This is a genomic window from Stutzerimonas sp. CXK-1 (assembly GCF_057738225.1).
Genome location: NZ_CM173217.1, coordinates 487,557 through 506,071, shown reverse-complemented (window position 1 = coordinate 506,071; position 18,515 = coordinate 487,557). Strand labels below are relative to the sequence as shown.

General features: G+C 65.5%; 18 protein-coding genes. 9 read left to right on the top strand and 9 right to left on the bottom strand.

Annotation, left to right across the window (positions count from 1 at the left end):
* Position 1: 1 nt before the first annotated feature.
* From AC0KXH_RS02450 to AC0KXH_RS02440, 3 genes are all read right to left on the bottom strand, one after another.
* Positions 2-526 (bottom strand): Mpo1 family 2-hydroxy fatty acid dioxygenase, encoded by a 525-nt coding sequence (locus tag AC0KXH_RS02450; RefSeq protein WP_488224097.1) that lies wholly within the window; start codon positions 524-526, stop codon positions 2-4.
* A 103-nt stretch (positions 527-629) separates the two neighbouring features.
* A complete protein-coding gene (locus AC0KXH_RS02445) occupies positions 630-2,195 on the bottom strand; it encodes a methyl-accepting chemotaxis protein (RefSeq protein ID WP_488224096.1) in 1,566 nt (521 codons plus the stop codon).
* A gap of 160 nt (positions 2,196-2,355) precedes the next feature.
* Positions 2,356-3,870, bottom strand: a complete 1,515-nt coding sequence (locus tag AC0KXH_RS02440; protein ID WP_488224095.1) for a 3-hydroxyacyl-CoA dehydrogenase — start codon at positions 3,868-3,870, stop codon at positions 2,356-2,358.
* A gap of 247 nt (positions 3,871-4,117) precedes the next feature.
* Here AC0KXH_RS02440 and AC0KXH_RS02435 point away from each other — a divergent pair, with 247 nt between their 5' ends.
* Positions 4,118-5,458, top strand: coding sequence for a hypothetical protein (locus AC0KXH_RS02435; protein WP_488224094.1), 1,341 nt, complete (start codon positions 4,118-4,120; stop codon positions 5,456-5,458).
* A gap of 26 nt (positions 5,459-5,484) precedes the next feature.
* Here the strand turns inward: AC0KXH_RS02435 and radC are convergent, their stop codons facing one another.
* Positions 5,485-6,159, bottom strand: a complete 675-nt coding sequence (gene radC, locus AC0KXH_RS02430; RefSeq protein ID WP_043218152.1) for a RadC family protein — start codon at positions 6,157-6,159, stop codon at positions 5,485-5,487.
* Between the two features lie 135 nt (positions 6,160-6,294).
* On the opposite strand from radC, the gene coaBC reads away from it, so the two are divergent.
* Genes coaBC through argB form a run of 4 tightly spaced genes read left to right on the top strand, consistent with a single transcriptional unit; the run spans position 6,295 to position 11,504 of the window.
* Positions 6,295-7,503, top strand: a complete 1,209-nt coding sequence (coaBC, locus tag AC0KXH_RS02425; protein ID WP_488224093.1) for a bifunctional phosphopantothenoylcysteine decarboxylase/phosphopantothenate--cysteine ligase CoaBC — start codon at positions 6,295-6,297, stop codon at positions 7,501-7,503.
* A 1-nt stretch (position 7,504) separates the two neighbouring features.
* The gene (gene dut, locus AC0KXH_RS02420; protein ID WP_043218148.1) at positions 7,505-7,960 is read left to right on the top strand and encodes a dUTP diphosphatase; all 456 of its coding nucleotides are present in this window, start codon (positions 7,505-7,507) and stop codon (positions 7,958-7,960) included.
* Between the two features lie 49 nt (positions 7,961-8,009).
* The gene (locus tag AC0KXH_RS02415; protein ID WP_488224092.1) at positions 8,010-10,586 is read left to right on the top strand and encodes a phosphomannomutase/phosphoglucomutase; all 2,577 of its coding nucleotides are present in this window, start codon (positions 8,010-8,012) and stop codon (positions 10,584-10,586) included.
* Positions 10,587-10,601: 15 nt separating this feature from the next.
* Positions 10,602-11,504, top strand: coding sequence for an acetylglutamate kinase (gene argB / locus AC0KXH_RS02410; RefSeq protein WP_488224091.1), 903 nt, complete (start codon positions 10,602-10,604; stop codon positions 11,502-11,504).
* Positions 11,505-11,564: 60 nt separating this feature from the next.
* Here the strand turns inward: argB and AC0KXH_RS02405 are convergent, their stop codons facing one another.
* The 3 genes from AC0KXH_RS02405 to pyrE form a co-directional block, all read right to left on the bottom strand.
* Positions 11,565-13,040 carry a DUF3360 family protein gene (locus AC0KXH_RS02405; protein WP_165562176.1) on the bottom strand — a complete coding sequence of 492 codons (1,476 nt, stop codon included), beginning with the start codon at positions 13,038-13,040 and terminating at the stop codon, positions 11,565-11,567.
* Positions 13,041-13,179: 139 nt separating this feature from the next.
* Complete coding sequence (locus AC0KXH_RS02400; RefSeq protein WP_143008615.1) at positions 13,180-13,722, bottom strand: DUF4124 domain-containing protein; 543 nt, start codon at positions 13,720-13,722, stop codon at positions 13,180-13,182.
* A gap of 69 nt (positions 13,723-13,791) precedes the next feature.
* Positions 13,792-14,433, bottom strand: coding sequence for an orotate phosphoribosyltransferase (gene pyrE, locus AC0KXH_RS02395; RefSeq protein ID WP_200627537.1), 642 nt, complete (start codon positions 14,431-14,433; stop codon positions 13,792-13,794).
* An 84-nt stretch (positions 14,434-14,517) separates the two neighbouring features.
* On the opposite strand from pyrE, the gene AC0KXH_RS02390 reads away from it, so the two are divergent.
* Positions 14,518-15,297 (top strand): catabolite repression control protein Crc, encoded by a 780-nt coding sequence (locus tag AC0KXH_RS02390; protein ID WP_043218137.1) that lies wholly within the window; start codon positions 14,518-14,520, stop codon positions 15,295-15,297.
* A 48-nt stretch (positions 15,298-15,345) separates the two neighbouring features.
* Here the strand turns inward: AC0KXH_RS02390 and AC0KXH_RS02385 are convergent, their stop codons facing one another.
* Both AC0KXH_RS02385 and rph read right to left on the bottom strand, forming a co-directional pair.
* Positions 15,346-15,714, bottom strand: coding sequence for a DUF4870 domain-containing protein (locus AC0KXH_RS02385; protein WP_043218136.1), 369 nt, complete (start codon positions 15,712-15,714; stop codon positions 15,346-15,348).
* Positions 15,715-15,724: 10 nt separating this feature from the next.
* A complete protein-coding gene (gene rph, locus AC0KXH_RS02380) occupies positions 15,725-16,447 on the bottom strand; it encodes a ribonuclease PH (protein ID WP_043218135.1) in 723 nt (240 codons plus the stop codon).
* Between the two features lie 146 nt (positions 16,448-16,593).
* Between rph and AC0KXH_RS02375 the strand changes: the two genes are divergently transcribed.
* From AC0KXH_RS02375 to rpoZ, 3 genes are all read left to right on the top strand, one after another.
* A complete protein-coding gene (locus tag AC0KXH_RS02375; RefSeq protein ID WP_165562177.1) occupies positions 16,594-17,457 on the top strand; it encodes a YicC/YloC family endoribonuclease in 864 nt (287 codons plus the stop codon).
* 48 nt (positions 17,458-17,505) lie between these two features.
* Positions 17,506-18,126 (top strand): guanylate kinase, encoded by a 621-nt coding sequence (gene gmk / locus AC0KXH_RS02370; protein ID WP_061337930.1) that lies wholly within the window; start codon positions 17,506-17,508, stop codon positions 18,124-18,126.
* Positions 18,127-18,245: 119 nt separating this feature from the next.
* Positions 18,246-18,509, top strand: a complete 264-nt coding sequence (rpoZ, locus tag AC0KXH_RS02365) for a DNA-directed RNA polymerase subunit omega (protein WP_043218131.1) — start codon at positions 18,246-18,248, stop codon at positions 18,507-18,509.
* The last annotated feature ends 6 nt before the right edge of the window (positions 18,510-18,515 follow it).

Genomic DNA, 18,515 nt, shown 5'->3' with positions numbered 1-18,515 from the left:
GTCAGGCCTCGGCGCGGCGATTACGCTGGCGGACCGGTCCGACCCGCGCCTCGATGGCTCGACGCAGCGGCTCACGCAGCCCGCAGAGGAAGCCGAGTTCGGCGGCGACGAACAGTGGCCCGACGATCAGCCCGCTGAGGTCGTCGACGAATGCCGGCTTGCGCCCCTCGAAGAAGTGGCCGACGAACTGGATGATCCAACCGACGACGAACAAGCCGAGGCCGGCGCTCAGCCAGAGCGGGAGCGGCGCTCGGGCCAAGACGGCGCCCAGCCAGACGCAAACGGCGAGAAAGGCCGCCATCAGGATGCCGTAGCGAAGATCCAGACGCAGATAGAAGACCGCTGCGGCCAGCGCGACCGGCAACAGCGGGCTCAGCCAAAGGCCGGCGTATTCGGCTCCGGGGCGCGACAGCAGGATCGCCACCGCCACCACGATCATCGGGACGCCGATGAAGTGCGTGAGCAGGTTGCGCGGGTCGCGGTGATAGGCCGCGTATTGGGCGAGGTGATCGGTCAGGGTCTTCATGGCCAGCGCTCCGGATCGGCTGCGGAGCACCTGGCGGCGCTCCTTCACGAGTCCGTACATCCTAGCCCGGCCGCGACCTTTCGCCGCAGATCAGTCGCTGAAATCACTCTTCCGGGCGATAACCCAGCCGCAACCCACCCCAATGACGCCCCTTGACCATGATCGGCACCGACAGGTCGTGCATCAGCTCGCCGGTGTCGCGGCTGTAAGTCTGCAGCAGCACCGGCCGCTGGTGGCTGCCACAGCGAGCTCCGGTGCGATCGTTGAACAGGCGCTTGCCACGGCTCCTGGCGCGATCGATATCTGGATCGCCGACCGGCGGGTGGTTGAACGCGCGGTTGTGCGTCGGCACGTAGCCTTCCGGCGTCGTGGCGATGGCGTAGACGACCGCCTCGCTGCCAGCCAGCAGCGGCTCCTGGATCGGCGGCAGTACCTCGTCGGCATAGCGGTCGAACCGGGTGTGGTACTTCTGCGGATCGGTTCCGGCCTGGGCCTGATACTTGCGGTCGAACAGGTCGTCGAGGCGGATGCGCCCGGCGTCGATGTCCGCCTCGAAGCGCGCCGCGATTGCCGTGGCGCCGCGGCGCGCCAGGTCGAACATGTGCTGGTGGTAGTCGTCCAGCTGGACCTCGGCCAGCTGCTCGCTCGCGCTCTCGGCCTGACCGACGAGTTTTTCGGCCGCCTGCTCGAGCTGACGGGTCTGCTCGCCGCTGTCCAACGCATCGCTGCGCAGTTGATCGAGCGCGACGAACAGCGCGGTGAGGCGCTCGTGATTGCTCGCGGTGCCTGCGGTGATCTGCGCCACCTGTGCCTCGACACCGCTGGCCAGCTCGGCAATACCGGTCAGTTGCTCGCCGGCGCCGGCCACTTGCACGGCGGCCTGGTCCAGTTCGTGCGCCTGCTGCTGGATGAAGCTCACCACCGCCTCGCTCTGCTGGCGGATGTCGGCGACCATGCGGCCCACTTCCTCGGTCGCGGTGCTGGTGCGCGCCGCCAGGTTGCGCACCTCGTCGGCGACCACCGCGAAGCCGCGCCCGGCCTCGCCGGCACGCGCCGCCTCGATGGCCGCGTTAAGCGCCAGCAGGTTGGTCTGGCTGGCGATCGATTGAATCACGTCGGTGATCTGGCGGATGTCATCGGTGCGTGCGGACAGGCCGTCGATCAGTTCGCGACTGGTGCGCGTCTGATCGCTGAGTTGCTGCATGCGAGTGATCGCCTGAGCCAGGCCGGCCTGGCCCGTGTCGCTGCTCGCTCGCACGCTTTCGGCGGCCTGCAGCGCCTGACGCGCCTGCTCGGCGCTGTGCTGTTCGGTCTGGGTGACCGCTTGCGCTCCGTTAGCGATTTCACTGATGGCCTGCAGCTGTGATTGCAGGCGGCTGGCCAGCTGCTCTGCACTGAAGGCCACCTGCGCCGAGGCCAGGGCATTGTGGCAGGTAGTGTGCGAAAGGTTTTTGCTCAGCTCGGTGAAGTCCGGCCGAGCCGCTTCCTCTGCTGCCGGCACCTGCGCCACGCGCCAGGGGCCAAACCAGGGCCACAGCGCGGCAGCGAGAAATAGGGCCAGGCTGAAGGCCAGCGGCGGCTCCTGCCAGGCCTGCAGCAGAGCGACGGCACAGATACCCAGCCCATGGAGCAGGCCGACCAGTGGAAAACGGCGATTAGCGGAACGCATCGGAGGCCTCTTGTTCTCTCGTCGCAAGAACAGTTTTACCTGGACGCACCGGGAGACGACAGTGGCCCTTGGTAGCAAGTGGCCTGCATTGGAGGCCAATCAGGCTAGCGGCCGGGCACGACGAAACTGAAGGCGTCACTGGTCGGCGGGGCTGCGCCGATCAGCTGGCGTCCGGAGTGGCCAGCGGCAGACCGAGCTGGACGCGCCTGCGTAGCCACGGGCTGGGACGATAGCGCGCCTCCCCGCCGTAGCACCGCTGCAGCCCCTCGAGCACGGCAAGCACCTGCGCACCGCCATAGTGTTCACCCAGCGCTAGCGGTCCGCGCGGATAGCCCAGCGCCAGTTCGACTGCTCGGTCCAGCGTTGCCGCGTCGGCGATGCCCTTTTGCAGGATCTCGCAGCCCAGGTTGACGATGCTGGCGATGACGCGCTGACTGACGAATCCGGGCGAGTCGTTGATCACTTCAACGGCCACGCCGTCAGCCGCCAGCGCCTGGCGCGCCTGCGCCTCCACGCCGGGCTCGAGTGCCGGCTGGCGCATCAGCACGCGCCGGCGCTCGAAGTTGGAGAAGGCATCATAGGCGAGCGTGCGCGGTGCCGGCAGCGCGAGCCGGGCGATGGCCGCACTGGCATCTTCACCCAGCGGTGCGATCAGGCAGATCGCCTGCGCACCCGGGTGCTCGCCCGCCTCGACCTCTCCGCCAGCCATGCGAATCAGCGCGCTGAGCGCCGCATGCAACTGCGGATCCTCGACCCCGAGCCAGAAAGGCTGACGCAACTCCACCGGCGCATACTGCGGCTCGGCCGAGCGCAGCTGGCGCCCTTGCTCGTAACGATAGAAGCCAAGACCGCTCTTGCGCCCGAGCAGGCCGGCCGCCACCCGCTGCGCAGCCAGCGGCGATGGGCTATAGCGCGGATCCTGATAGTACTGGTGGTAGATCGACTCCATTACCGCATGGGAGATATCCAGCCCCGTCAGATCGAACAGCTCGAACGGCCCCATGCGGAACCCGGGACCGTCTCGCAGGATGCGATCGATCTGTTCGGCGCTGGCGATGCCCTCGCCGAGTATGCGCAGCGCTTCGCTGCCGAATGCCCGCCCGGCATGGTTGACCAGAAAACCCGGCGAATCGGGTGTAATCGCCGGGAAATGGCCGGCCAGCTCGACCAGCGCGACCAACCGCTCGACGACCGTTGTCTCGGTACGCTCACCCCGCACCACTTCCACCAGCCGCATCAGCGGCACCGGGTTGAAGAAATGCAGGCCCGCAACGCGTTGCGGGCAGCGGCACCCGGCTGCAATGCGTGTGATCGACAGCGACGAGGTGTTGCTGGCGAGCACGGCGTCCTCGGCCACCAGCGCCTCCAGTTCGCGAAACAGCGCCTGCTTCGCACTCAGCTCCTCGACGATCGCTTCGATCAGAAGATCGCAGTCGGCCAGCTCCGCCAGCGTCTTGGCCGGCTGCATGCGCTGCAAGGTGGCGGCAAGTGCCTCCGGTGTGAGGCGCCCTTTGGCCACACCGCGCGCCAGCAGCTCCCGGTTTGCCTGCAGGGCCTGCTCCACGGCCTGCTCGCGCGCATCGAACAACCTGATTTCGATGCCGGCCGACGCGAAGAGCTGGGCGATTCCACGCCCCATCACGCCCGCGCCGATGACGCCGATCCGCTTGAACATGCCACCTCCTCAGCTTGATCAAGTTCCGCTATGCGAAACAGCATTTCGTGAAGTTGACCACGAGCCTAAAGACTGCCAGTCTGCCGCGCAAGCCAGCCGCCCGCCCCTTCCCATGCTCGAGTTCCCGTCACTGCCTGTCTCACGGCGACCGCCCCCACGACGCCCCCAACGCAAAGCCCGATGCAGGCAGGAGTGCGTCCTTCCAGGCGCCACGGACGCCTTCGTCCTACGGGAGCGGCGCTGAGCCATGCTCGCCCTGCTGCCTCTGGCGCTGCTGTGCGAGTTATTCGCCCTGGTGATGCGGCAGCCAGCACTGAGCGTGACCAGCGGCATCCTGCTGACGGCGTTCTTCGTCTGGCACTGGCGTTCGCTAATGCCCTATCCCAGCCGCCTTGGGCTGGTCACGCTGGCATTGCTGGCCTACTGGCTGCTGAGCGGCGAGGCCAGTTGGCCCCAGGTGCAGCGCATGCTTGCCTCGGCGGCCTATTACGGCGCCTTCGTCGGTGCGCTGGGGCTGATGCACTGCCTGGTTCGGCGCCTGCAGCAGTTCGACGCCCTTCACCGGCTGCTGCTTGCCGGCCCGTCGGCGGGGCTGTATCCCAGCTACCTGCTGAGCAGTTTTGCCATCAGTTCGATCCTCAGCTTCGGCATGCTCAACCTCGTCTGCGGCTCGCTGGACCGGCATCTGCAGCGCCACGGGCATGCCGAGGAGGCGCGCCGCGAGGGCAGCCGAGGGGTAATGGTCGCCGCCCTGCGAGGCTTCGCGCTGGTTCCTCTGCTGGCCCCGACCAGCGTGGCGATCGCCATCCTGACGCGCGAATTGCCCGGGCTGAGCTGGGTTCACCTGCTGCCCTTCGGCCTGCTGGCGGCAACGGTTCTGCTGCTGATCGGCTGGCGGCTGGACAACCACCGCCTGCAGCGCCTGCGCGAAGCCGGCGCAGCGCAGCCATCGGCAGCCTCGACCGGACAGCCGGGGATGCGCCGCCTGGTGCTGGCGAGCCTGCTGGGCATCCTCGCCATCGCTCTGTTGGCGACGTTCAGCTGGCTGTCGGCCACGCAGGCGGCCATGCTGCTGGTGCCGCTTGCGGTGATCGTCACCCTGCTCGGCTGGGGCGAGCGCCCGGCTGCGGTCTATGGCGAAGTGCGCGACACCCTGGCGGGCATGCGCAACGAGACATTCATCTTCGCCAACTCGGCCGTGCTCGCCGGCCTGGTCGCCGCGCTGGTTCCGGTGCAGGCGATCGCCGGGCACCTTGGCGTGACGCCGCTGCTGAGCTTCTTCCTGGGCCTGCTTGGCATGCTCGCGATCATCGGCCTGGCGCTGCTTGGTGTCGCGCCCATCGTTTCGCTGAGCCTGTGTACGGCTCTGCTCGCCCAACTCGGCGGGCATGGCATACCAACCATGCAACCAGCCGTCGCCCTGCTCACCGGGTTTTCACTCGCCATGCTGCTCTCGCCCTACGGGCCCTCGGCGCTGATGCTGGCGCGCCACGCCGGCCTTTCGCCGTGGCGTATCGCCTTCGGCTGGAACGGCCGCTTCGTGCTACTGGCGCTCGGGCCGCTGATGCTGGTGCCGCTGCTGGCCTGACGGCCGGGGCCGCTCGGCATCCGAAGCTACATCCAGCCCAGCTCGGCCATGGATAGAGGCTCGCCATCACCGACGATGAAGTGGTCGAGCACGCGCACATCGATCAGCGCCAGCGCGTCCTTCAGACGCTGCGTCAGCTGGCGGTCGGCCTGGCTCGGCTCGGCAACGCCCGAGGGGTGGTTGTGCGTGAGGATCACCGCGGCCGCATTCTGTGCCAGCGCGCGCTTGACCACCTGCCGCGGGTAGACGCTGGCACCGTCGATGGTTCCCTGAAATAGCACCTCGAACGCCAGCACGCGGTGCTTGGAATCCAGAAAAAGGCAGCCGAACAGCTCATGTGGCTCGTGACGCAAGCGCGCCTTGAGGTAATCGCGCACCGCCTGTGGGCTTTCCAGGGCCGACTCGCGACGCATGCGCTCGGCCAGGTGGCGACGCGCCATTTCCAGCACCGCCTGCAGCTGCGCGAACTTTGCCGGGCCGAGGCCGAGATGCGCGCTGAATCGCTCGAGGTCGGCTTCGAGCAGCGCTCGCAGGCTGCCAAACTCATTGAGCAGATGGCGCGAGAGGTCGACCGCACTCCTGCCGGCCACGCCCGTACGCAGAAAAATCGCCAGCAGTTCGGCGTCGGAAAGTGCCGCCGCGCCTTGCTGCAGCAGCTTTTCCCGCGGGCGCTCGGCCGCGGGCCAATCTCGGATGCTCATGTGTTCTCCCTGTCGAGCCGCCCGCTGTTCCGTTACAGGCGCTGTGCTATCTTAGCCGTCATTTTTTCGGCGGCCGCTGTGCCGCTTTCGACGCAGTTCACATCTGCACGACTCCACCCGCAACAAGGCAGGCCTATGCAGCGGCTGTATCGTAAACGCATCGTCCTGGGCGTCGGCGGCGGCATCGCCGCCTACAAGAGTGCCGAGCTGGTCCGTCGGCTGCGCGATCACGGCGCCGAGGTGCGCGTGGTCATGACCCAGGGCGGCCGCGAGTTCATCACCCCCCTCACCCTGCAGGCGCTTTCCGGCCACCCGGTACATCTGGACCTGCTCGACCCTGCCGCCGAGGCCGCCATGGGCCATATCGAGCTGGCACGCTGGGCCGACCTGGTGCTCATCGCGCCGGCCACGGCCGATCTGATGGCCCGCCTGGTCCAGGGAGTCGCCAACGACCTGCTAACGACCCTGGTGCTGGCCACCAAGGCGCCGGTTGCGCTGGCGCCGGCAATGAACCAGGCGATGTGGGCCGACCCGGCTACCCAGGCCAATCGCGAGCGGCTGCTCGAACGCGGCATCCGCCTGTTCGGCCCGGCGTCGGGTAGCCAGGCCTGCGGCGACGTCGGGCTAGGGCGCATGCTCGAAGCCGAGCAGCTGACGCAGGCTGCGGCCGACTGCTTCGAGACGGGCCTGTTGACCGGCCGGCACCTGCTGATCACCGCCGGGCCGACGCAGGAAAACATCGACCCAGTGCGTTACATCACCAATCACAGCTCCGGCAAGATGGGCTTCGCCCTTGCCGAAGCAGCTGCCGAGGCGGGCGCGCGCGTCACGCTGGTCACCGGCCCGGTGTTCCTGCCGACGCCCGACCGCGTGCAGCGCATCGACGTGGTCAGTGCGCGCGACATGCTCGCCGCCTGCGAGGCCGCGATGCCTTGCGACCTGCTGATCGCCGCCGCGGCGGTGGCCGACTATCGTCCGGAGGTGGTGGCGCCGCAGAAGCTCAAGAAAGACCCGAACTCCGGTGATGGCCTGCTGCTGCAGATGGTGCGCAACCCCGACATTCTCGCCACGCTCGCCGCGCGTGCCGATCGGCCGTTCTGCGTCGGCTTCGCGGCCGAAACCGAGAACCTGCTCGAGTACGCCAGCCGCAAGCTGCGTGACAAGAACCTCGATCTCATCGTCGCCAACGACGTGGCCAACCCCAGCATCGGCTTCAACAGCGAAGAGAACGCCGTCAGCGTGATCGACCGCCAGCAGCAGGTGACCCGCTTCGGCCAGGCCAGCAAGGGGCATATCGCCCGGGCGCTGGTGGCCTTCATTGCCGACCGCTATACAAAGGCCTGACATGCACAAGCTCCAAGCCAAGATCCTCGACTCCCGCCTGGGCCGCGACTTCCCGCTGCCCGAGTACGCAACCCCCGGCTCTGCCGGCCTCGACCTGCGCGCCATGCTGCAGGAAGACGCCACCCTGGAGCCTGGCCAGACCCTGCTGATTCCCACGGGTCTGTCGATCCACATCGGTGACCCTTCGCTGGCCGCGCTGGTCCTTCCGCGCTCGGGCCTCGGCCACAAGCACGGCATAGTGCTCGGCAATCTGGTCGGGCTGATCGACTCGGATTACCAGGGCGAGCTGATGGTCTCGTGCTGGAACCGTGGCCAGAGCACCTTTCGCATCGCCGTGGGTGAGCGTATCGCTCAGCTGATGCTGGTACCGGTGATCCAGGCTCAGTTCGAGCTGGTCGAGCAGTTCGACGATAGCGCGCGCGGCAGCGGCGGATTCGGCCACTCCGGCACCCGCTGAACAAGACACCCACCGCCGGCAGACTTTCAGGACGAAAACGAGGAGCCCCATGCCGTTCTTCAAGCGCAATGCCAAGGACTCAGGCGCACTGAATCCGGCCCGCCCCGAACCCGCCGCACGTGGCGCCTCGCCGCTCGCACCACTGCTGCCTGGCCTGGCGGCCGCGCTAGCCGGCTTGCTCGCCGCCGCCGCGGTGCTCTGGTTCGGCCTGCAAAGCCAGCAGCGCGAGCAACAACAGCAGGTTGCCATGGCCTGGGGGCAGAGCCAGGCCAGTGCGCTCGATCAGGCCCTGCGTCAGCTGGCGGCCGACACCCAGACGGCAGCCGCCAGCCCGGCGGTGCTCGAAGCGCTGGCCAGCGCCGATGGCGAGCAGATCGCCGCGGCGGAACGCAGCCTGCGCTACCCGTCAGGGGTGGTCGACGTTCATCTCAATCCACGCGCCAAGGCCAGGCCGGACAGCACGCGGCCCGGCCCGATGAACTTCGCCGCGCTCGACCTGCTGCAGCGTGCCGAAGCGGGCAAGCATCCGGCCCCCGAAGCCTACAAGGTCGGTGATCGCTGGCTGGTCTACAGCGTCGCGGCAGTGCAGCCCGATCCGCTGCAGCCGCCACAGGGCACCCTGCTGCGCGTGATCGAGCTGAATCGTCTGCTCGGCACGCTACCCAGGCTGCCGGCCGCCGCCGGGCAGCTGCAGATCACCCAGCAATTCAGTGGTTCGTCGACACAGGTGCTGACGCGACAAGGCACTGGCGACGGGGCTGCGCCGTCTCTGAACCTGCCCAGCAGCAACCCCAACTGGCACCTGCAGTTCCAGCCAGCATCGAGCAGCGAAGGCATGGCGCCACTGACGCTTGCCGCCGCCGTGCTGCTGGCGTTGGCCGGGGTACTGATCGGACTGCAACTGGTGCTGGGCGCCCAGCAACGTCGCCTGCGTCAGGACGTGCTGCAAATCGGCCGGCTGCTGCAGGAACTCTCCAATGGCAAGGTCATCCAACTACCGACCTTGAGCCTGCCAGCGCTCGACGCACTGGCCAGGAACATGGCGCGCCTGCCGTTCCGCCAAACCGCCTCGGCAGTCAGCAGCAAACCGGCTGTTGCGGCGTCCTCCGCACAGCGAGCCCCATCCAGCGAGCACGTCGATCCGCGCCTGCCGCCAACCGACGTGCTCGACATCGATATTCTCGACGAGGACCAGGATCCCTTCGGCCTCGACATCAAGGAGCGAGAGAACGCAATGAGTAGCGCCAAAGCCCCGAACTTGCCCGCCAGCATCTTCCGCGCGTACGACATTCGTGGCGTCGTCGGCGACAGCCTGACCAGCGAGACCGCTTACTGGATCGGCCGGGCCATCGGCTCCGAAAGCCTGGCCAAAGGCGAACCCAACGTTTCCGTCGGCCGCGACGGACGCCTTTCCGGCCCCGAGCTGGTGCAACACCTGATACAGGGCCTGGTGGACAGCGGCTGCCATGTCAGCGACATCGGCATGGTGCCGACGCCGGTGCTCTATTACGCCGCCAATATCCTCGCCGGACGCTCTGGCGTGATGCTTACCGGCAGCCACAACCCGCCGGACTACAACGGCTTCAAGATTGTCATCGCTGGCGACACCCTGGCCAATGAGCAGATTCAGGTGCTGCGCCAGCGCATCGAGAACAATGACCTCAGCGAAGGCGTCGGCTCGGTCGAGCAGGTCGACGTGCTCGACCGCTATTTCGATCAGATTCGTGGCGACATCGCCATGGCCAAGCCGCTTCGCGTGGTGGTCGACTGCGGCAACGGCGTCGCCGGCGTCATCGCGCCCAGGCTGATCGAGGCACTGGGCTGCAAGGTCATCCCGCTGTATTGCGAGGTCGACGGCAACTTCCCCAACCATCACCCGGACCCGGGCAAGCCGGAAAATCTGGTCGACCTGATCGCCCGGGTGAAGGCCGAGAAAGCCGACCTGGGCCTGGCCTTCGACGGCGACGGCGATCGCGTCGGCGTGGTGACCAACGCTGGCACGCTGATCTATCCCGACCGTCTGCTGATGCTGTTCGCCAAGGACGTCGTGTCGCGCAACCCCGGGGCCGACATCATCTTCGACGTCAAGTGCACCCGCCGCCTGACCCCGCTGATCAGCGGCTACGGCGGCCGCCCGGTGATGTACAAGACCGGCCATTCGCTGATCAAGAAGAAGATGAAGGAATCCGGCGCCTTGCTCGCCGGCGAGATGAGCGGACACATCTTCTTCAAGGAGCGCTGGTTCGGTTTCGACGACGGCATTTACAGCGCCGCCCGCCTGCTGGAAATCCTCAGCCTGGACAAGCGTGACGCTGAGCAGGTGTTCGCGGCGTTCCCGTGCGACATCTCCACCCCGGAGATCAACATCACGGTGACAGAAGAAAGCAAATTCACCATCATTGACGCCCTGCAACGCGATGCCCAGTGGGGCGAGGCCAACCTGACCACCCTCGACGGTGTGCGGGTCGACTATCCCAAGGGCTGGGGCCTGGTTCGCGCCTCCAACACCACACCCGTCCTGGTGCTGCGCTTCGAGGCCGATACCGAAGAAGAGCTCAGCCGCATCCAGACCGTGTTCCGAGCTCAGCTGCTCAACGTTGCACCCGACCTGAAACTGCCGTTCTGATCTGCGGAGCCCTGCATGACCCTCAGCCGTGAAGCTGCCACCCAATTCGCCAAGGTACTCTCCGAGGCGCTGCCCTACATTCGCCGCTTCGTCGGCAAGACCCTGGTGATCAAGTACGGCGGCAACGCGATGGAAAGCGAGGAGCTCAAGACCGGCTTCGCGCGTGACGTGGTGCTGATGAAGGCCGTGGGGATCAATCCGGTGGTGGTGCACGGCGGCGGGCCGCAGATCGGCGACCTGCTCAAGCGCCTGAACATCGAAAGTCACTTCATCGACGGCATGCGGGTAACCGACAGCCAGACGATGGATGTGGTCGAAATGGTGCTCGGTGGCCAGGTCAACAAGAGCATCGTCAGCCTGATCAACCAGCACGGTGGCAGCGCCATCGGCCTGACCGGCAAGGACGCCGGGCTGATCCGGGCGAAGAAGCTCAAGGCCACGCGCCAGACGCCAGAGATGACCAAGCCGGAAATCATCGACATCGGTCATGTCGGCGAGGTGACCGGGGTGAACACCGAGCTGCTGGAGATGCTGGTCAAGGGCAACTTCATCCCGGTGATCGCGCCGATCGGCGTTGGTGAGCACGGCGAGTCCTACAACATCAATGCCGACCTTGTCGCCGGCAAGGCCGCCGAGGCACTCAAGGCCGAGAAACTGATGCTGCTGACCAATATCGCCGGACTGATGGACAAGCAGGGCCAGGTGCTCACCGGCCTGTCAACCGAGCAGGTCGATGCCTTGATCGCCGATGGCACCATCTATGGCGGCATGCTGCCAAAGATCCGCTGCGCCCTCGATGCAGTGCAGGGAGGCGTGACCAGCGCGCATATCATCGACGGCCGCGTTCCCAATGCGGTACTGCTGGAGATCTTCACCGACGTGGGTGTCGGCACGCTGATCACCAACAAGGCCGGCTGAGCGGCCGGCGTCGGGACGAAAAAAGGGGAGCCACAGGCTCCCCTTTTTCATGCCGGCCGCTCAGTGCTGGACGCGGAACGACTCGAACAGTGCCGGTATTCCCGGGAACATGCCGATACCCAGCATCACGGCGCACAGCAGGACGAACACGATCGACGGAATCACCCAGCGATGCATGTGGCTCAGGCTCTGCCCGCGCTCCTTGTCGCCGATCAGCCCGAGGTTGTCGAGCAGCACCGTCAGCGACCAGCCGAACACCGGGTTGACCAGGGCCGAGGAGAACACCACGATCGCTGCCGACTGCGAGGTCTTGCCCTCACGGGTCATCTGCATGCCGGCCTCGAGCAGCGGCAGGTACACACCGACCAGCAGCGCCACGGAAAGCACCGGCGGCCAGATGGCGAGGTCCATCGGATAGCCGAGAATCGCCGCCACGATGCAGAGCAGACCGGTAAGTACCGCGCCTGCCGGAATCGGTCGCTTGGCGATCGCCGCCGGCACCATGTAGGTGCCCCAGGACGACGCCAGGTTGCCGCCACCGAGCGCCGTGCCCACCGCCTGGCGTGCTGCGGCGACGCACATGGTGTCGTCGATGTTCATCAGCACCTTGTCCGTGCGCGGCGGATAGTTGAGCTGCTGGAACACGCGATGACCGAGGAAGTCCGGTGACCACATCGCCACGGCGAGCACGGCAAAGGGCGCCACCGCAACGAAGTGGTGCAATTCCGGAAGGCCGAGCTGCCAGCCGCTGTTCTCGCCCCACCAATAGGCCGGGTTGAGGTTGGGAATTCCTGGCTCGGTAGAGAACTCGAAGGGCGCGCCGAGCGCGAAGGCGATGACCGCCGCCAGCACGGCGCCCAGCGGGATCGCCAGCCAGCGCATGCGGATGTGCTCAAGGTAGGCATACATGACGATCGTCGAAAGCACCACGACAAAGGCGATGTAACCCAGGTCGAAACCGTTGGCCCAGGCGAACAGCTTCTGGATCTGCGAGGTCACCCCTATGAAGCCGAGATAGAGCAACAGGCCTCCGCACACACCGTCACTGGTCAGGCGCGCCAGCAGGCTTCCGCCCTTCGCCACGCCAAGCGCAAAGCCGAGCACACCGACCATCAGCCCCAACGCCATGGGATGACCGCCGGAGGCGACGATCAGCGGAATCAAGGGAATCAGCGGGCCGTGCGTCCCAGCCAGGTTGGCGGTCGGATTGAGAAAGCCGGAGAACAGCACCACGAACAGCACCGCCGCGATCAGCATCTCGAAGCGGACGTTCTCGATGACGAACGCGTTCGACAAGCCGAGCGGACCGGCGAACGCCGCGACCACCGCCGCCACCATGACGATCTTGCCGATCGTCGCCGCCATGGCAGGCACCCAGTCCTCGACCTCGAAGCGGTAATCGCGCCAGGGCAGGTTCGGCTTCCAGCGCCGCGGGGCCATGATCTGCAGCTCGTGTTCCAGATAATCGCTGCGCGACGCGAACTCGGAGTATGGCTTATGCCGCTCCGGATAACTGCTTAGGTCGCTATCTTTCATGCGAAAACTCACCGTCGAAAAATTCGCGGCGAAAGGTACAGACCTAACGGGGAATACTCATCAATACCTTAAAAGCATTGATCCAGAGCGGCTTGTTTGTTAGCGGCCAACCGTTCTTGCGTGCGGTCAAGAATCGCGTTCAGCGATCGCCGAGCAGCTCGGCCACGCGCTGGCGTTCCTGACTGAAGGCACTTTCCGCCTCGGCCCGGGCGGCCTCGTAGCGCTGCAGGTCGCGCTGCAGGCCGGCCTGCTCCTGCTCGAGGTTGGCGATCTGCGCCAGCAGGTTCTCCGGCACGCGGCGCCCCGAGCGCTCATGATTGGCAGCCTGCTGGCGAAGGCTGGCGTGCTGCGAACGCAGCGACTGCAGGTTGCCGCGCGCGATGCCGATGACGCTCTCGAGCTCGGCCAGCTTGCGCGCCTTGGCCCGCTCTACATCCTCGACGCTGGCATACAGCCGCAACAGCCGGGCATCGGCCTCGGCGCGCTGTCGCTCTTCGAGCAAGCGCTGGCGTTGCGCCGCGGTCGGTGCCGGTGGCACGACCTGGATCACCCGCCCTTGCTCATTCAGCACCTCATAGCCGCGCGCGACATGCTGCGGCGGCACACCCTGACGATCGAGCACCACCACTCCGCGCTCGTTCGTATAGCGGTACAGCTCGGCGCAGGCATGGTTCGCCGCCATCAAGATAACCGCTGAAAGCAGAGCAAGCAGGGCGCGCGATGTCGGCATGGGAAGTGGAGTCCTGCAGAGTCAGATTCCGTATTGCTCGCGATAGGCCTCGACCGCGGGCAGGTGCTGTTTGAGCTGATTATCGCCGGCGAGATATTCCAGGACTTGCGACAGCGACACAATACTGATCACCGGCATCGCGTAGTCGCGCTCGACTTCCTGGATTGCCGACAGTTCGCCCTGTCCACGCTCCTGACGGTTCAGCGCGATCACCACCCCCGCAGCCTGTGCCTGCTGACCATGAATGATCTGCATCACCTCACGGATCGCGGTGCCGGCGGTGATCACGTCGTCAATGATCAGCACGCGCCCGTTGAGTGGCGCGCCGACCAGCGTACCGCCCTCGCCATGATCCTTGGCTTCCTTGCGATTGAAGCACCACGGCAGATCAAGCTGATGGTGCTCGGCCAGGGCAATCGCTGTCGCCGCCGCCAGCGGAATGCCTTTGTAGGCAGGCCCGAAGATGACGTCGAAATCGATGCCACTGTCGGCAACCGCCGCAGCGTAGAACTTTCCAAGCTGAGCCAGGGCCTTACCGCTATTGAACAGACCGGCATTGAAGAAATAGGGGCTGGTTCGCCCGGACTTGAGCGTGAACTGACCGAAGCGCAGTACCCCACGCTCGATGGCAAAACTGATGAACTCGCGCTGGTACGCCTGCATGTAGGAAAAGCCCCGAAAACAGCGGTTTAGCTAATTGCGAAAAGGTTGGGTTATCATACACGCACGTGTTTTTAGGGGCCATTTATGCGGATCATCAGCGTCAACGTGAATGGCATTCAAGCCGCAGCTCAGCGAGGCTTGCTCAGCTGGCTGCAGGCGCAGAATGCCGATGTCATCTGTCTGCAGGATACCCGCGCCTCCGTTGTGGAACTCGACGACCCGGCCTACCAGCTCGACGGTTACTTCCTCTACTCATGCGATGCCGAAATCCCCGAACAGGGAGGCGTCGCGCTGTATTCGCGACTGCAGCCGAAGGCCGTCATCACTGGGCTCGGCTTCGAAATGGCCGACCGCTACGGCCGTTACCTGCAGGCCGATTTCGACAAGGTCAGCATTGCCAGCCTGCTGCTGCCTTCGGGCCAGAGTGGCGACGCCAGCCTGAACCAGAAATTCAAGTTCATGGATGACTTCGCCCATTACCTGGACAAGCAGCGCCGCAAGCGCCGTGAATACCTGTACTGCGGCTCGCTCTACGTCGCGCACCAGAAGCTCGATGTGAAGAACTGGCGTGATTGCCAGCAGAGCCCCGGCTTCCTCGCGCCGGAACGCGCCTGGCTGGACGAAGTGTTTGGCACCATGGGCTATGTCGATGCACTGCGTGAAGTGAATCGCGAGGGCGATCTTTTCAGCTGGTGGCCCGATACCGAGCAGGCCGAGATGCTCAACCTCGGCTGGCGCTTCGACTATCAGATCCTCACGCCCGGGCTGCGCCGCTTCGTCCGTAGCGCCCGCCTCCCGCGCCAACCGCGCTTTTCCCAGCATGCTCCGGTGATCGTCGATTACGACTGGACGCTGAGCCTCTGATGCAGACCGCGCGCGTGGCGCGCGGTCTCTACCACCCGCAGCAACGGGCTATTTCACCAGCCGCCAGCAGAACGGATAGCGATAGGGCTTGCCTTCGTTGGCGCGAATGCCGGCGATGATCACCAGCACCAGCGCCACCACACTGACCAGCACCATCAGCGGAAAGCCGATGATGATCCATGCGAGCACGCCGCAGATCATCATCAGGATGCTGAAGGTGATCTGGAAATTCAGCGCCTCCTTGCCCTGCTGATCGACGAAGGGATCGAGATCCTTCTTCAGTTGCCAGACCAGCAGCGGCCCGACGACGTTGCCGATCATCGGCGCCAGAAACCAGAAGAACGCTGCGTAGTGACAGAGCATCGCCCACTGCCGCGCCTCACGACTGGGCACTGGGACCGGTGGCTGGTCGCTCATGGCAATGACCTCAGACGCTCAGCGCCAGGCGCTGCACTTCGAACAACTCGCGCATGCCGCTCTGGGCCAGCTCCAGCATGGCGTTGAGCTCGTGCGGCTGGAACGCGGCACCTTCGGCAGTGCCCTGAACCTCGATGAAACCACCAGCATCGGTCATCACCACGTTCAGGTCGGTCTCGGCAGCCGAGTCTTCGAGATAGTCCAGATCGAGCACCGGCTGCCCCTGGTAGATACCGACCGAGACGGCCGCCACCATCTGCTTGACCGGATCGCCTCCCTTGAGCGCACCGCGCTTCTTCATCAATGCCAGGGCATCGACCAGCGCCACCATCGCGCCGGTGATCGATGCCGTGCGAGTGCCACCGTCGGCCTGGATCACGTCGCAATCGATGAACAAGGTGTTCTCACCGAGCTTGCTCATGTCCAGCGCCGCCCGCAGCGAGCGCCCGATCAGGCGCTGGATTTCCAGGGTGCGGCCGCCCTGTTTGCCTCGACTGGCCTCGCGCTGATTGCGCTCGCCGGTAGCCCGCGGCAGCATGCCGTATTCCGCGGTCAGCCAACCCTGCCCCTGACCCTTGAGAAAGCGCGGCACGCCCGACTCGACGCTGCAGGTACAGATGACCCGGGTGTCACCGAATTCAACCAGGACAGAGCCTTCGGCATGCTTGGTGTAGTTGCGGGTGATGCTGATCGAGCGCAGCTGATCTGCAGCACGGCCACTGGGACGCTTCATGGAATGATCCTGTCTGGTCTGGGTATTGGCCGCCATTATAGAAGCCTGGCCCGGAAAAACGACTGCCCGCCCGGCGCGACGACACGCAGCGCGCCATTTTCCTTTACAATCGCCTGCTTTTCGCAACCGGCTACGAGAGGCAACCGATGGTCCACAGCATGACGGCATTCGCCCGCAGCGAGCAGGCCGGCCCCCACGGCACCCTCAGCTGGGAAATCCGCTCGGTCAACCATCGCTACCTGGAGCCACACCTGCGTCTGCCCGAGGCGTTTCGTGATCTCGAAGGCCCGGTGCGCGACGCTCTGCGCAAAGGGCTGTCGCGCGGCAAGGTCGAATGCACCCTGCGCTTTGCCGAGGAGAAAGCCGGCAGCGGGCTGCAGGTCGACACCGAGCGCGCCCGCCAGCTGATCGAGGCCGCCCAGGCGGTGGCCGAGCTGATCGACCAGTCCGCACCGATCTCACCGCTCGACGTGCTCGCCTGGCCGGGCGTGCTCGTCGCCGAATCCGCGGATCCCCAGGCGCTCAACCAGAGCGCGCTGAAGCTCTTCCACATGGCGCTCGAGCAACTTCGCCAGGGCCGCCAGCGCGAAGGCGAGGAACTCGCCCGACTGATCGACGAGCGCCTCGACGGCATCCTCGAGCAGGTCGCCACCTTGCGCGAGCAGGTGCCGCAGATGTTGGCTGCGCAACGGCAGAAGATTCTTGATCGCTGCAATGAAATGCAGCTGGAGATCGACCCTCAGCGCCTAGAGCAAGAGATGGTCCTGCTCGCGCAGAAGAGCGATGTTGCCGAGGAACTCGACCGCCTCAGCACTCATGTAGGCGAGGTCAAGCGTGTGCTCGGTGCCGGTGGCGCGGCCGGGCGGCGACTGGATTTCCTGATGCAGGAGCTCAACCGCGAGGCCAACACGCTCGGCTCGAAAGCCTTCGACCCACGCAGTACCCAGGCGGCGGTCAACCTGAAGGTCCTCATCGAGCAGATGCGCGAGCAAGTCCAGAACATCGAATAGCCCGACAACCCTGATCCGATTCAACCGCCGCTTTCGCAGGAACCCGTCATGCCCGCCACCACCGGTACGCTCTACATCATTTCCGCACCTTCCGGCGCCGGCAAGACCAGCCTGGTCAAGGCGCTGATCGACGCCCAGCCGCAGGTTCGCGTCTCGGTCTCGCATACCACGCGCGCAATGCGCCCGGGCGAAGTGGACGGGGTGAACTACCACTTCGTCAGTCGCGAGGAGTTCCTCGAGCGCCTGGCGCAGGATGAGTTTCTCGAGCATGCCGAAGTCTTCGGCAACCTGTACGGCACCTCGCAGCGCTGGCTGGAGCAGACCCTGGCCGAGGGTTTCGACCTGATTCTCGAAATCGACTGGCAAGGCGCCCAGCAGGTGCGCAAGCTGATGCCGCAGGCCAAATCGATCTTCATTCTCCCGCCGACCCAGGAAGCATTGCGTCAACGCCTGAACAACCGCGGCCAGGACAGCGAGGAGATCATCGAGCGGCGCATGCGCGAGGCGGTCAGCGAAATGAGTCACTACGTCGAATACGACTATCTGGTGATCAACGACGACTTCAGCCACGCGCTGAGCGACCTGCAGTCGATCTTTCGCGCCAACCGCCTGCACCAGCAAAGCCAGCAGCAGCGCTATCGCCAGTTGCTCGAGCAGCTGTTAGCCTGACCGGGCACGGCAGCCTCGGCCCGCTTTTGCCGCTTCCCTAAAAGCTGGTGATTTTTTAGACTATTCCGTCCGCTCGCCCGCACGGGCATGCCTTATCGCTATTGATCACGAGGAACACCATGGCACGCGTTACCGTTGAAGATTGCCTGGACAACGTCGAGAACCGCTTCGAGCTGGTCATGCTGGCCACCAAGCGCGCGCGCCAGCTGGCCACCGGCGGCAAGGAGCCGAAGGTAGGCTGGGAAAATGACAAGCCGACCGTCGTCGCCCTGCGCGAAATCGCCTCGGGCCTGGTCGATTACGACGTGATCGCCCAGGACGAGATCGTTGATGAAGAACCGCTCTTCGTCCAATACGAGGAAGAGCCGAACGAGACCATCTGATCAATG